Source organism: Thermoanaerobacterium sp. RBIITD (assembly GCF_900205865.1).
Lineage (GTDB): Bacteria > Bacillota > Thermoanaerobacteria > Thermoanaerobacterales > Thermoanaerobacteraceae > Thermoanaerobacterium.
Window position 1 is genome coordinate 2,007,573 of the sequence record NZ_LT906662.1, and the last position, 14,016, is coordinate 2,021,588.

Consider the following 14,016-nt stretch of genomic DNA (forward strand, 5'->3'; position numbering starts at 1 on the left):
CACTTAAAATCATAACATATTAAAAACTCCAAGTGTATTAAGCTCTTTATCTTTTTTAAGGAGAATGTCATAAAAATTAATACCCAGTACATTGCATATAGCGATTAAGTAAAATATGTTATTGCCGATTTCTGTTTCTATGACTTCCCTGCAATTTTCGCATAATTCACCATCGATATGCGTTTTTACGTACTTATGTGCATCATCTATGCTTATGTCTTCGGGCAATTCCTGCTTTTGTGCATTAATCTTTATGCATCCACATTCTGTAACAGATTTTGCTACAGCCCTATTGACACGGGCACTGCTTTCTTGTATTTTTGTCAAAATATCCAAAATGCTTTTGTGACGAATAAGGAATTCTTCTACTGTGTTTTGTAGATCGTCTACTATTATATCCTTCATGGTTATGCCCACTCCCGTATTTTAAAATCTTAGCTTAATTATATACTTATAGATGCTGTGTTGTCAATATTTACTCGAAATAACAATTATATCATGAGAAAATTTTTTGTAAATTGACAATGTTTATCTATTAGTAGTATACTTTTATTGATGAAGTGCTATACATGTAAAATATGTTATATATTTTGATTAAATTTCCCCATTGACTTATATTTAATGACATATTTGATAATAATAGAAGTGGAGGTGAACATATGCTGTATAAAATTGTTAGAGTAATAATTTCTTTAGTTGGGATGGGACTCGGATTTGAGGCATCTTATTTATCAATTGCAGTGCTTGGACTACAAGAGTTGATAAATTTGAAGTTAAATAGTATTACAACTGTAATTATCTATGTTCTTGGCGCGATAATAGGTGGAATTATATTTTTCATTCTTTCTCCTAAACTAATTAAATGGGGAAAAGATTTTGAAACATGGCTTGAAGCTGCACTTCAAAAATCACCTATTTATGACATCTTGATAGGGGCATTTGGCCTAATAGTTGGTTTAATTCTTGCAAATCTCATAAGTGCACCAATATACCAATTACCTATAATAGGCAAGATTATTCCCATAGTATTAAGCATATTCTTTGGTTATCTCGGTATAAGTATTTCAATTAAGAAGAAAGACGAATTCATGAATTTATTTACAATTGTAAAAAAGATGGGACAGCAAAAAGCACAGAAGATTGAAGTGAATGAAACACCAAAAATTCTTGATACGAGTGTTATAATTGATGGCAGGATATTTGATATATGTAAGACGGGATTTGTAGAAGGTCCACTTATTATTCCTAATTTTGTATTGGAAGAACTGAGACACATAGCTGATTCATCTGATTCCTTAAAACGAAATAGAGGAAGGCGTGGTCTCGACATATTGAATAAAATACAAAAAGAGCTTGATTTAAAAGTCCAGATCATCGATAAAGATGTTGATGCAACCGAAGTTGATACAAAGCTATTAAGGCTTGCAAAAATTATGAACGGTAAAGTTATAACAAATGATTATAATTTAAATAAAGTAGCGGAGTTTCAAGGTGTACCTGTATTAAATATCAATGAACTTTCAAATGCGGTTAAACCTGTGGTACTACCGGGAGAGGAAATGGTAGTACAGGTTATAAAAGACGGAAAGGAATCTGGTCAGGGAATAGCATACCTTGATGATGGAACAATGATTGTTGTTGATGGTGGCAAAAAACACATAGGTGATACATTAGAAGTTTTAGTTACAAGTGTATTGCAGACTGCGGCTGGAAGAATGATATTTGCAAAACCGAAACAACAGGAACAGGAAAAAGTTATATAATTAATGTTTAAGGCATTTCTCAATGATTGAGGGTGCCTTTTATCTTTTTTAAATAGCGCATTTTTTCTAATTATGATATAATCATTCCAGTATAATTATAATTAGAAGGTGAATTATGTTTTTAAGCGCAATTATAGTTGCCGCAGGTAAAGGCAAAAGGATGGGCACTAAGACAAACAAAGTTTTATTAAACATAAATGCCAAGCCAATACTTTACTATACATTAAGTGTTTTTGAAAGCATGAAGGAAATAGATGAAATAATATTAGTTGTATCGAAGGCTGATTTAAAATATTGTAAAGAGGAATTTATAGATAAATATGGCTTTAAAAAGATAAAAAATATCGTTGAAGGAGGAAGTGAAAGACAGGAATCGGTTTTTAACGGGCTTAAAGCCGTGACAAAGCCCTGTGATATTGTCTTAATACATGATGGTGCAAGGCCTTTAATCGAAGAAAAAACTATAATTAAAGGCATTGAAGAAGCTAAAATATATAAAGCCGTTGGAATAGCAGTACCTGTTAAGGACACCATTAAAGAGGTTGATAGCAATAATTTTGTAGTAAATACCCCTGATAGAAAATACCTTATGGCTATACAGACACCTCAGATATTTGATTATAATCTTATTTATAATGCGCATTTAAAAGCCATAGATGATGGTTTTTCTGGAACAGATGATACTGTTCTTGTGGAAAGGATTGGCTCAAAGGTAAAGCTTGTAGAAGGAAGTTATAAAAACATAAAAATAACGACGCCTGAAGATTTGCTTATTGCTGAGGCTCTTTTAAATACCATTTGATAATATTAATAACATTTGTAAGCATAACACATATAATTTATTATAGGAATACTGCAGTCTAATTATATGAGGTGGTTATTATGAAGAGACCTCTTGTATTTATTCATGGAATTTTTGGCTCAATATTTGTTCCTACATTAGTTGGAAAGACATGGGGGTTTGGCCCCGCAAGTTATATTTATGAGCCCTTTATTGATAATCTCAAAACATTAGGATATACGGAAGGAAAGAATTTATTTATATGCTATTATGAATGGTGGAAAAATATACCTGATTGCATAAATACCCTCATGTCGAAGATTAATGAGGCAAAGATAAAAAACGGAGTTGATAAGGTCGATGTCATATGCCACAGTATGGGAGGACTGCTTGCCAGAAGTTATGTTCAAAGCGGATTTTACAAAAACGATATAGATAAGCTTATTTTCTTGGCTACACCGCATTATGGTTCTGCTAATGCATACTATGCATGGGAAGGTGGAGCGGTTCCTCCTGACAATGATGAGGATTTTATTAATATTCTACTTAGAGGTTTTCTATGGGCAATAGGCAAAATTAAAGGTGAAAAGAATGAGCTTATGATAATAAGAAATTACATTTCTTCTGTAAAAGACCTTATGCCATCACGTGAGTACGGGAATTATATATTTAAATATCCGATTAAAAGCAATAAGATAATATTTAAGAATATCCTTTATATGAAGGAGCAAAACGATTTTCTCAATGATTTAAATAATTCTATTGATAAGTTATATGGTAGAGTACAAGATATATATGTATTTTCAGGGAATACGATATATACTAATAAATTTATACAAGTAAAAGAGAGCAATGACGATGTGCTTTGGCCAGATGGTGCTGCTATTGGTGTTGTAAGGGATGACAAAGGTGATGGAACGGTCTTAAAAAAGAGTGCATTAGGTGTTATAGGAAAACAATATATATTAAATGTTGGACATGGTGGTATATTAAATGCTTCAATACTATACTTAAAGGAGATTCTCGGGTTAGAAGAGGCTCCAAAGCTTAGTTTTTTTGAAAAAATAGCTTCTTTTATAAGCATATTGACAGATAACAAAGTTTTAATCTTAGAAAGAGGACAAAAATTGAAAAAGTACAATGTATTTGGAAAAGTAAATTGGTATATGGGATTTAATGAAAGTGGTGAGTACCATTTTCAAACATCTGATTTATCAGCTAAATCCATATTTATTCATACAAATAAGGGCCATTTTGTGAAGACGATAAGGCCTCCAAGAAGGTTTAGATCAAATAAATTAGTTTTATTTGTCGATAGAAAAGGCAATTTTGAAATAAAAGATTGAAATAAATATAGGGGTGTGACATATGAGAGTTGGGTTTGGATATGATGTTCACAGGCTTGAAGCAGGAAGGAAACTAATACTAGGCGGTATACAAATTCCATATGTTAAGGGGTTATTGGGGCATTCTGATGCAGATGTATTGATACATGCTATAATTGACGGAATACTTGGTGCAGCAGGACTTGGCGATATAGGGACACATTTCCCGGATTCAGAAAGGGTATATAAGGATATAGATAGCACAATTCTTTTAAAAAAGACCTTGGATATGATAAAAGGCAAATATCTAATAAATAATATAGATTGCATAATTGTTGCACAGGAACCTAAAATATCACCGTATAAGGATGCCATAGCAAGGAATCTATCGAAAGTATTAAATATTGGCATAAATAGGATAAACATCAAAGCCAAAACGGAGGAAGGCCTTGGTTTTACGGGAAGAAAAGAGGGGATTTCTGCATATGCAGTAGTAAGCATTATAGAGAAATCTATTGACAGTTGTACTTAAATTAAATAAAATACAAACATAATAAATAATAGGAGGTAAACGATGAGATTATCAGAATTACTTATACCAACATTGAGAGAAGCGCCGGCAGAAGCGGAAATACCAAGTCATATACTTATGCTAAAAGCCGCGATGATGAGGAAACTTGCGTCAGGAATATATATTTATTTGCCACTTGGAAAGAGAGTTCTAAAAAAAGTAGAGGAGATTGTAAGGGAGGAAATGGATAGAGCTGGTGCACAGGAATTACTGATGTCGGCTATAATTCCTTCGGAACTTTTAAAAGAATCAGGAAGATGGGACGTCTTTGGCCCGGAAATGTTTAAATTAAAAGACAGAAATGAAAGGGAATTCTGCCTTGGTCCGACACATGAGGAAGTATTTACAGACCTTGTACGAAACGAAATAAAATCATATAGACAGCTACCTATAACAATATATCAGATACAGACGAAGTACAGGGATGAAAGAAGGCCGAGGTTTGGCGTCATGAGGTCTCGCGAGTTTATAATGAAAGACGCCTACAGCTTTGACACAGATTGGGATGGCCTTGATATTTCATTTAATAAAATGTATAAAGCATATTGTCGTATATTTGATAGGTGCGGCTTAAAGTATACGGTTGTTGAAGCAGATTCAGGTGCTATGGGCGGAAAAGATTCAAAAGAATTTATGGTTACTTCAAATGTAGGTGAAGCCGTGATAGCATATTGTGACAGCTGTGGTTATGCTGCAAACGAAGAAAAAGCAGAATGCATTGTAAACTATAAAAGCAATGAAGAAATGAAGCCAATAGAAAAGATTAATACACCTAATGTGAAAACAATTGATGAACTTGTATCATTTTTAAATACGACTGCAGATAAATTTGTAAAAACTTTGATATACAAACACAAAGATAAGGTCATAGCGGTACTTGTAAGAGGCGACAGAGAGGTTAACGAGGTTAAGCTTATAAACATATTAAAGGGAAATGAACAAGACTTAGAGATGGCTGATGAAGAGACAGTAAAAGATGTAACAGGTGCTAATGTAGGTTTTGCCGGTCCGATTGGATTAAAAAATGACATTTATGTTGTTGTAGATAGAGAAGTACCTGAATTAAGGAATTTTATCGTTGGTGCAAATGAAACAGATTATCATTATAAAAATGTCAATTATGGAAGGGACTTCAAGGCAGATGTTGTTGCAGACATAAGAAATGCAGTTGAAGGTGATAAATGTCCTGTATGTGGTAACCCATTGAAAATTGATAGGGGCATCGAAGTAGGTCATATATTTAAACTTGGCACAAAGTATACTGATGTACTTGGTGCTAGATATATTGATGAAAATGGCGATGAAAAGCCAATTATAATGGGATGCTACGGAATAGGTTTAAATAGGACTATAGCAGCCGTAATTGAGCAAAACCACGATGAAAAAGGCATAATATGGCCGATGTCTATTGCACCATATCAAGTCATTATCGTTCCTATAAACATGTCAAATGATGCACAGAAAAACTTGTCTGAAAGTCTTTATGATGAATTAAATAATGCAGGCATTGAGACAGTTATCGATGATAGGGATTTAAGAGCAGGTGTCAAATTTAATGATGCCGATCTTTTGGGCATACCAATAAGAATTACAGTAGGTAAAAAAGCCGTTGACAATATAGTAGAATTAAAGCTTAGAAAAGAAGCTACCGCCACAGAAATTGCTGTATCAGACGTTCTTGATAAAGTTAAAGAATTAATAAGACTTAATGTAGGGGTTTGATTTATCAAATCCCTTAAATATTTGATTCAATTAAAAGCTTACATATTATAATGTTTCTTTACACATTTCTGTAAGGGCTTTTTATCAAGCCTTTATTTAATAAAACACTAGTATAATATTAATAAAAAATTAAAAAATAAATCAGAAAGACCAACTATAAAAAGTCAATAGAAAAAAATAAAAAAATTTTGCCAAGAGGGTGAATAAAAATGCATGACAAATAAACCTGGTAATACCAAGTTAAAAGTAAATATATGTAATTAGTATGATTTACTAACAATCATTTTTAGGAAGTTTTACTTCATAAGCACAGTTGTTTTTTAAAATAGCACAAATAGTATAGCAAAGCTTGCGTGCTACAGCTCCAATAGCTGTAAGGTGATGTTTGCCTTCTGAACGTTTCTTTTGGTAAAAAGCCTTAAAAACAGGGTCACAATTAGAAGCAACTAATGCAGCACTAAAAAGAGCTTTCCTAAGATAAGGAGAACCTCGCTTACTCATTTTGTTATTTGTACTGTTATATTCTCCTGATTGTGATATAGAAGCATCAATACCGGCATAAGCTACAAGCTTTGATGGATTTTTAAACCTTGAAATATCTCCTATTTCTCCTAAAATTGTTGCAGCTGTTACATTGCCAATGCCAGGTATTGTAGTAATAGGAGAATTGATTTTATCAAGTAAAACTGATATCTGCTCTTCAACATCTGTGACCTGTTTTTCGATAAAATTAATTTGCTCAATTAATAATCTTAATTGCAGAGAAAAACTATCCAAACAAAACTTAATACCAAAAGATTTTTTAGCAGCAGAAGAAATTTCATTGATTTTATCCATAGCAAATTTTTTCATAGTAATTTCAGACAAAACCTGCTGCAATTGTTCAGAAGAAATATTTTCAAAATCATCCGGCGTATTAAAGTGGAGTAAGATTTCCTTAGACGTTTGTCCAAAGATATTAGAAAAGATAGATTGATATTCGGGGAAAACTTGATCTAAAACACAAACGGTCTTACGCTTAAGGTCACCTATAGAATTGATGAGGTAATTTCTAAAACGAGAAAGATTGCGAAGAGAGATAGTATCTTCGTTGGCTAAAGAAGTTTCTAAGAAATCACCGTAGCGAATAAGATCTGCAATTAGTATAGAATCGATGATGTCGGTTTTGCGCTTTCTGATTTCAGTTCCTTTACGCCAACCATCAGTTTGAATAGGATTAATAACATGAATAACAAAACCTTTTTCAACAAGAAAAGAATAAATAGATAACCAATAGTGGCCCGTAGCTTCCATACCAATTTCAACATTATTAACAGAGATGTTAAAGGAAGCAAGCTTATCAAGTAAGCTATCACCACCAACGTAAGAGTTTGGGAAAGAGAAAGCTTTAAAGAGGATTTTACATTTTTCATCAATTAAAGAAGCTACATGATTGTTTTTCCCGATATCAATACCTAAATAAAACATTTTTAATCACCCATAATCAATGTATTTTAGATAGTTCCTCTAAACTGATAAACGTTACTGCCTTGTTCTACATTCGAAGTACTAATCGAGTTAGTCAACATCCAACTTATTCGTAATCAGTTTATCAGACAGAGGTGTCAGTCTTTCAAGTACGAGCTTTCAATCTCAAGGAGTGAACGACAATACTCTATCTAATAACTTAATTATACAATTTTAAGTATAATTTATCAGCTAAAAAAGGATTATAGGTTGCCTTTATTAACCTAAATATATTATACAAGGAGCGATTTTATGTCAATCTACATAATGGGTATATCCGTCGATAAAAGGTCTGATTTTGCCCCAAAGGTACAGGAAGTGCTGACAAAGCATGGTGATAATATTTTAGCAAGGTTTGGTATACATGATGACGGCAATGATAATGGGCTAATAACATTGAATGTAAGAGGGGATGAAGGATATATTAATGAATTTTCGAGTGAGCTTTCAAATATTCCCACTGTTAAAGTTAATCATATGATGATTTGACAGAAACTTAAAAATGAGGTAGCGTTTGCTACCTCTATTGAAAAAATTATAGGAGGGCGAAATGATGATCGAAATAAATTTAGACAAGAAAGAGCGTACAATAGATACAAAAATCGCTATAATTGGTGGTGGACCAGGTGGATATGTCGCTGCCATTAAAGCTGCCAAATTAGGAGCGAAAGTTGTACTTATTGAGAAAGACAGGCTTGGAGGGGTGTGCTTAAATAAAGGATGCATACCCACAAAAGCCTTATCAAGGTCATCAGAAGTTCTTAGCCTTGTAAAAAGGGCGGCAGAATTTGGAATAGAAGTAGGCAGTTTTATACCACAATATAAAAATGCAGTTGAAAGAAAAAATAAAATTGTCGATCGCCTTGTTGGAGGTATTGAGTTTTTACTTAAATCAAATAATGTTGAAGTCATTAAAGGTGAAGCACAGTTTGTTGATAAAAATACATTAAAAGTTTTAAACAATATAGAAGATATAACTATTAAAACACAATACATAATAATAGCAACAGGATCCAAACCTGCAAAATTGCCAATTGAAGGCTTTGAGAATGAAGATGTGTTAAACAGCGATGATATATTGAGTCTAAATGAATTGCCCAAAAAGATGTTAATAATCGGTGGCGGAATTATTGGGATGGAGTTTGCATTTATTTTAAGGCAATTTGGCGCTGAAATAACTGTAGTAGAGATGATGAGTGAAATTCTGCCAAATGTTGATGTTGAGGTTAGGAAAGTAATAAAAAGAAGTGCAACAAAACAAGGTATAAAAATTTACACATCTTCTAAAGTAGAAAGAATAGTAAAAGAAGAGTCGGGTGGACTTATTGTTATTGTAGATGTTAAAGGGAGTGAGAAAAGTATATATGCTGATAAAGTCTTTGTATCAATAGGTAGGATTTTAAATACTGATATCAAAGGTTTGGAAAACTTAAATATTGAATTTGATAGAAAAGCAATTAAGGTAGATGAGCATATGAGGACAAATATTGATAATATCTATGCTATAGGTGATGTTACAGGCAAAATGATGTTGGCACATGTGGCATCATCACAGGGGATTGTTGCATCCATGAACATAATGGGATACGAGGCGAAAATTGATTACTCAAAGATTCCTGCGGTAATATTTACACACCCTGAAATCGGCTATATAGGGATCACTGAAGAGGAAGCAAAGCAAAAATATAATTTAAAAGTTGGCAAATTCCCATTTACAGCAAATGGCAAAGCATTAACATATGGCGAAACAGAAGGATTTGTAAAAATAATTACAGATGGTGACAGTGATAATATCCTTGGAGTATGGATAGTCGGCCCAAATGCATCTGACCTTATATCGACATTGTCCCTTGCTATGCAAAAAGGACTTAAGGTAAATGAAATTGAAGACATAATATATGCACATCCTACAACAGCTGAGGCTATGATGGAAGCTGTACTTGATGTATCCGGCAAATCTATACATAAGCTTTAAATAAATATTTATTGACATTGTAATTTTTACAATTTTCTTATAATAACATGTATCTTAAATTATTATAAAGATGTAATGATTGATTAAAAATAATTATTTTTGTGTTACAAAGGTATTGTAAGATAGATATAAAATTTGTATAATGAAAATGATGAATACAAATGATGGAGATGGCTTAGATGGAAAAAAGAGTGAGATTTGCACCAAGTCCGACAGGTGCAATCCATATTGGGAATATACGTACGGCTTTATTTAATTATTTATTTTCAAGAAGCGAAGGCGCAAAATTAATATTGAGAATTGAAGATACAGACCTTACAAGGTCATCAAAGGATTTTGAAAAACTTATATTTAAGGAGTTAAAATGGCTCGGAATTGAATGGGATGAAGGCCCTGATAAACCTGGTCAGTATGGGCCGTATAGGCAGAGCGAGAGGCTTCCAATATACAAAAAGTATGCTGAGCAATTAATCAATGATGGTAAGGCATACAGATGTTACTGTACACCTGAAGAATTAGAGGAAGATAGAAAGCAATCTGTTGCAAAAGGAGACATTCCGAAGTATTCTGGAAGGTGTAGGTACCTTACAAAGGAGCAAGAAGAAGAATTTATAAGACAAGGCAGAAAGCCTTCTATTAGATTTATAATACCTGATGATGAAACAATAGTATTTGATGATATGATAAAGGGTAGAATAGAGATAAAGTCTGACACACTTGGCGGTGACATGATAATCGTTAAATCAGATGGGATGCCGACATATAATTTTGCAGTCGTTATTGATGACACACTTATGAAGATATCCCATGTCATAAGGGGTGAAGATCATATATACAATACACCAAAGCAATTGCTTATATATAAGGCATTAGGCTTTGTTCCACCGACATTTGCACACGCACCTCTTATATTGGGTCCTGACAGAACAAAGCTATCAAAAAGGCATGGGAATACTTATATAGGACAATATAGAGAGTTAGGATATTTACCTGAAGCTATGTTTAATTTTCTATCCCTTTTAAGTTGGTCACCTGAGGATAATGTAGAACTAATGTCAAAAGAAGAGATTATAAAAAAATTTGACTTTAATAGGATTCACAGTGCAAACCCTGTTTTTGACGTAGAAAAATTAAATTGGATGAATGAGCACTATATACAAAAGAGCTCTATTGAACGAATTGTAGACCTTGCAATACCACATCTTAAAGAGGCTGGATATATTGATACTGTCGATGATAACTTGTATAAATGGTTAAAAGATGTTGTATTATTATTTAAGGATGGTTTGCATTATGTAGCTGAAATAAAAGATAATGCTAAAATGTTTTTCGTGGATGAAATAGACTATGACAATCAGTTAAAGGGCGAAATACTAAAAGGTGATGCAAAAAATGTACTTTTAAGTTTCCAAAAAGAGTTAGAGGGAGCGGATGATATTAGTGAAGACGCGATAAAAACGTTACTAAAAACTTTGCAAAAGAAGATCGGTATTAAAGGCAAAGCGTTTTTCATGCCTATAAGATTTGCTATAACAGGTCAAGATCATGGACCGGAACTTATAAAGGTCATACCGCTTTTAGGAAAGCAGAAAATTTTAAATAGGCTTAATAAGGCTATGAATTTAATATCATAAAGGCGATGAGTGGGAGAGTATCATAATAGAAGCCTAAAGAGAGAAGCTGTCACCGGCTGCAAGCAGCTTCAGGATATGTTATGTGAAGTGCACCCATGAGCTTTACTCTATTTTCGTAGTGTACGGATATCCGTTATCATTTAAAGTGGAGTTTACTCAATCAGAGTGGAACCGCGAGCCCCCCTCGTCTCTGGAAGATGGGGGGCTTTTTTTAGCTCAATTAAACATGCAAACTAAGCATATTTTGAAGGAGAATGATTTATATGTTTAAAACTTTGAAGGAGGATATCAAAGTTATTTTTGAAAGGGATCCTGCGGCAAAAAGTATTTTAGAGGTTATATTATGTTATCCTGGGTTACATGCTATAATAATGCATAGAATTGCGCATTATTTATATAAAAAGAAGCTGATTTTAATTCCAAGATTGATATCGCAGTTTAACAGGTTCATAACAGGAATCGAAATACATCCAGGCGCTAAGATAGGAAAAGGGCTTTTCATAGACCATGGCATGGGAGTTGTAATAGGTGAAACGACGGAAATAGGTGACAATGTGACATTGTATCAAGGTGTTACACTTGGCGGAACAGGAAAAGAAAAAGGTAAAAGGCATCCTACTGTTGGAAATAATGTCGTAATAGGAAGTGGTGCCAAAGTTTTAGGACCAATTAATATAGGTGACAATTCAAAAATTGGTGCCGGTGCTGTTGTATTACATGATGTGCCACCTAACTGCACTGTTGTTGGTGTCCCGGGTCATTGTGTAAAAATGGAAAATATCAGGATAAAACCTGCAGCATCATATTATGTTGACTTAGAACATAGCAAATTGCCGGACCCTATAGAAGACGAGATACGAAGCTTAAGAATAAGGATAAAAAAATTAGAAACATATATAAAGAATATGGAGGATGATGAAGATGAAAATTTATAATACCCTAACGAGAAAAAAGGAGGAATTTATTCCAATATATGATAAGGTTGTTAATATGTATGTTTGCGGTCCTACTGTATACAACTATATCCATATAGGAAATGCAAGGGCATTTATTGTATTTGATACTGTAAGGAGATATCTCGAATACAAAGGATACAAAGTAAACTATGTTCAGAATTTTACAGATATTGATGATAAACTTATAAAAAAGTCTCATGAAGAAAATACCACTGTTAAAGAACTTGCTGATAGGTATATAGAAGAATATTTTAAAGATGCTGATAGCCTTGGCATAAAAAGAGCAACTGTACACCCAAGGGCAACGGAAAATATCAAAGAAATAATAGATTTTGTTGAAAAATTGATTAAAAAAGGGTATGCATATGAGATAGATGGCAATGTATATTATGATACAACAAAATTTAAAGACTACGGGAAGCTTTCACATAAGAACATCGATGAACTTAAAGCAGGTGCTAGGATAGAAGTAAATGAAGATAAAAGAAATCCAATAGATTTTGTTCTGTGGAAAGCTGCAAAAGAAGGGGAACCATACTGGGAGAGCCCATGGGGTAAAGGCAGACCAGGCTGGCACATTGAATGCTCTACAATGTCAACAAAATATCTCGGGAAAACCCTTGACATACATGCAGGTGGTCCTGACTTAATATTCCCACATCATGAGAACGAAATAGCTCAGAGTGAAGCTGCAAATAATGCAGAATTTGCTAAGTATTGGATGCACATAGGATATCTCAATATAAACAATGAGAAGATGTCAAAATCCAAGAATAATTTCTTTACTGTAAGGGATGTAGTAAAACAATATAACCCGGAAATACTAAGATTTTTTATGCTTACATCGCATTACAGAAATCCGATAAACTACAGCCCTGAACTCTTAGAGCAGGCAAAAAGCGGCCTTCAAAGGCTTTGCAATACAATAAACAATTTAAAATATCTTTTAAATGTAGTTGATGATAGAGAATTAGATGATGATGAAAAAGCATACATGGAAAAATATAAAGATTACAAAAGAAAATTTGAATCTTCTATGGATGACGACTTTAACACAGCAGATGCCATTTCAGTTTTATTTGAGATGGCAAAAGACGTCAATACAAATATTGATGGAAATTCCCCCAAAAAATTGATAGAATATATATTGGATGTATTTTTAAAACTATCGTCAGTACTTGGCATATTGTATAAAAAATATGATTTGCTTGACGACGAAATAAAAGCATTGATAGAAAAAAGAGAAGAAGCAAGGAAGGCTAAAAATTGGTCTATAGCCGACAAAATAAGAGATGAACTAAAAGAACAAGGAATAGTATTAGAAGATACACCAAATGGAGTAAGGTGGAAGAGAGTTTAATGGATATATCAAACATAGATAATATTGTACTTAAAAAGCAGGAAGTCATGAATCTATCGCCATTAATCATGGCCTTTGTAGGTGATAGTGTTTATGATTTATTTATAAGGACACATATAGCAGTAAAAGGTAACAGGCCAATAAATAAAATTCACAGAGAATGTGTAAAATATGTTAAGGCAGAATCGCAGTCGAAGATTTTAAAAACAATATATGATATATTTGATGATGAGGAAAAAGATATTATAAGAAGGGGACGAAATGTCAAAAGTGCAACCGTACCAAAGCATGCTGGTATTGACGAATACCGGCTTGCTACAGCATTTGAAGCATTAATAGGATATTTATATCTTTTAGGAAGATATGATAGATTAAATGAAATACTTAAAATGTGTATAAAATATAATATAAATGAGGGCTAAA

At 33.2% G+C, this 14,016-nt stretch carries 13 protein-coding genes and 1 other annotated feature; of the genes, 11 read left to right on the top strand and 2 right to left on the bottom strand.

What is annotated here, in order from left to right:
- Window positions 1-9: 9 nt before the first annotated feature.
- Window positions 10-405: a nucleoside triphosphate pyrophosphohydrolase family protein gene (locus CPG45_RS09630; protein ID WP_096231706.1), complete on the bottom strand. Its 396-nt coding sequence runs from the start codon at window positions 403-405 to the stop codon at window positions 10-12.
- A gap of 254 nt (window positions 406-659) precedes the next feature.
- Here CPG45_RS09630 and CPG45_RS09635 point away from each other — a divergent pair, with 254 nt between their 5' ends.
- The 5 genes from CPG45_RS09635 (at window position 660) to CPG45_RS09655 (ending at window position 6,162) form a co-directional block, all read left to right on the top strand.
- A complete protein-coding gene (locus CPG45_RS09635) occupies window positions 660-1,763 on the top strand; it encodes a PIN/TRAM domain-containing protein (protein WP_096231707.1) in 1,104 nt (367 codons plus the stop codon).
- A gap of 115 nt (window positions 1,764-1,878) precedes the next feature.
- Window positions 1,879-2,565 (top strand): 2-C-methyl-D-erythritol 4-phosphate cytidylyltransferase, encoded by a 687-nt coding sequence (gene ispD, locus CPG45_RS09640; protein ID WP_096231708.1) that lies wholly within the window; start codon window positions 1,879-1,881, stop codon window positions 2,563-2,565.
- Window positions 2,566-2,645: 80 nt separating this feature from the next.
- Window positions 2,646-3,890, top strand: coding sequence for a PGAP1-like alpha/beta domain-containing protein (locus tag CPG45_RS09645; protein ID WP_096231709.1), 1,245 nt, complete (start codon window positions 2,646-2,648; stop codon window positions 3,888-3,890).
- 22 nt (window positions 3,891-3,912) lie between these two features.
- The gene (gene ispF, locus CPG45_RS09650; protein ID WP_096231710.1) at window positions 3,913-4,401 is read left to right on the top strand and encodes a 2-C-methyl-D-erythritol 2,4-cyclodiphosphate synthase; all 489 of its coding nucleotides are present in this window, start codon (window positions 3,913-3,915) and stop codon (window positions 4,399-4,401) included.
- Between the two features lie 42 nt (window positions 4,402-4,443).
- Window positions 4,444-6,162, top strand: a complete 1,719-nt coding sequence (locus CPG45_RS09655) for a proline--tRNA ligase (protein ID WP_096231711.1) — start codon at window positions 4,444-4,446, stop codon at window positions 6,160-6,162.
- Window positions 6,163-6,435: 273 nt separating this feature from the next.
- Here CPG45_RS09655 and CPG45_RS09660 read toward each other — a convergent pair whose 3' ends face one another.
- Window positions 6,436-7,629, bottom strand: a complete 1,194-nt coding sequence (locus tag CPG45_RS09660; protein ID WP_096230805.1) for an IS110 family RNA-guided transposase — start codon at window positions 7,627-7,629, stop codon at window positions 6,436-6,438.
- 291 nt (window positions 7,630-7,920) lie between these two features.
- Between CPG45_RS09660 and CPG45_RS09665 the strand changes: the two genes are divergently transcribed.
- From CPG45_RS09665 to CPG45_RS09690, 6 genes are all read left to right on the top strand, one after another.
- Window positions 7,921-8,157 carry a hypothetical protein gene (locus CPG45_RS09665; protein WP_096231712.1) on the top strand — a complete coding sequence of 79 codons (237 nt, stop codon included), beginning with the start codon at window positions 7,921-7,923 and terminating at the stop codon, window positions 8,155-8,157.
- Window positions 8,158-8,218: 61 nt separating this feature from the next.
- Window positions 8,219-9,643 carry a dihydrolipoyl dehydrogenase gene (lpdA, locus tag CPG45_RS09670; RefSeq protein ID WP_096231713.1) on the top strand — a complete coding sequence of 475 codons (1,425 nt, stop codon included), beginning with the start codon at window positions 8,219-8,221 and terminating at the stop codon, window positions 9,641-9,643.
- 179 nt (window positions 9,644-9,822) lie between these two features.
- Window positions 9,823-11,277, top strand: a complete 1,455-nt coding sequence (gltX, locus tag CPG45_RS09675; RefSeq protein WP_096231714.1) for a glutamate--tRNA ligase — start codon at window positions 9,823-9,825, stop codon at window positions 11,275-11,277.
- Window positions 11,274-11,472: a binding site (T-box leader), on the top strand. (Overlaps the previous gene by 4 nt.)
- A gap of 68 nt (window positions 11,473-11,540) precedes the next feature.
- A complete protein-coding gene (gene epsC / locus CPG45_RS09680; protein WP_096231715.1) occupies window positions 11,541-12,212 on the top strand; it encodes a serine O-acetyltransferase in 672 nt (223 codons plus the stop codon).
- Window positions 12,199-13,593, top strand: a complete 1,395-nt coding sequence (cysS, locus tag CPG45_RS09685) for a cysteine--tRNA ligase (protein WP_096231716.1) — start codon at window positions 12,199-12,201, stop codon at window positions 13,591-13,593. The genes epsC and cysS overlap by 14 nt, the downstream gene beginning before the upstream one ends.
- Entirely contained in the window at window positions 13,593-14,015 is a 423-nt protein-coding gene (locus tag CPG45_RS09690) for a Mini-ribonuclease 3 (RefSeq protein WP_096231717.1), read from the top strand. The genes cysS and CPG45_RS09690 overlap by 1 nt, the downstream gene beginning before the upstream one ends.
- Window position 14,016: the final 1 nt, after the last annotated feature.

Bases quoted from the DNA above. Each gene is read 5' to 3' on its own strand.
- CPG45_RS09630 (WP_096231706.1), bottom strand. From the start codon at position 405: ATGAAGGATATAATAGTAGACGATCTACAAAACACAGTAGAAGAATTC.
- CPG45_RS09635 (WP_096231707.1), top strand. From the start codon at position 660: ATGCTGTATAAAATTGTTAGAGTAATAATTTCTTTAGTTGGGATGGGA.
- ispD (WP_096231708.1), top strand. From the start codon at position 1,879: ATGTTTTTAAGCGCAATTATAGTTGCCGCAGGTAAAGGCAAAAGGATG.
- CPG45_RS09645 (WP_096231709.1), top strand. From the start codon at position 2,646: ATGAAGAGACCTCTTGTATTTATTCATGGAATTTTTGGCTCAATATTT.
- ispF (WP_096231710.1), top strand. From the start codon at position 3,913: ATGAGAGTTGGGTTTGGATATGATGTTCACAGGCTTGAAGCAGGAAGG.
- CPG45_RS09655 (WP_096231711.1), top strand. From the start codon at position 4,444: ATGAGATTATCAGAATTACTTATACCAACATTGAGAGAAGCGCCGGCA.
- CPG45_RS09660 (WP_096230805.1), bottom strand. From the start codon at position 7,629: ATGTTTTATTTAGGTATTGATATCGGGAAAAACAATCATGTAGCTTCT.
- CPG45_RS09665 (WP_096231712.1), top strand. From the start codon at position 7,921: ATGTCAATCTACATAATGGGTATATCCGTCGATAAAAGGTCTGATTTT.
- lpdA (WP_096231713.1), top strand. From the start codon at position 8,219: ATGATGATCGAAATAAATTTAGACAAGAAAGAGCGTACAATAGATACA.
- gltX (WP_096231714.1), top strand. From the start codon at position 9,823: ATGGAAAAAAGAGTGAGATTTGCACCAAGTCCGACAGGTGCAATCCAT.
- epsC (WP_096231715.1), top strand. From the start codon at position 11,541: ATGTTTAAAACTTTGAAGGAGGATATCAAAGTTATTTTTGAAAGGGAT.
- cysS (WP_096231716.1), top strand. From the start codon at position 12,199: ATGAAAATTTATAATACCCTAACGAGAAAAAAGGAGGAATTTATTCCA.
- CPG45_RS09690 (WP_096231717.1), top strand. From the start codon at position 13,593: ATGGATATATCAAACATAGATAATATTGTACTTAAAAAGCAGGAAGTC.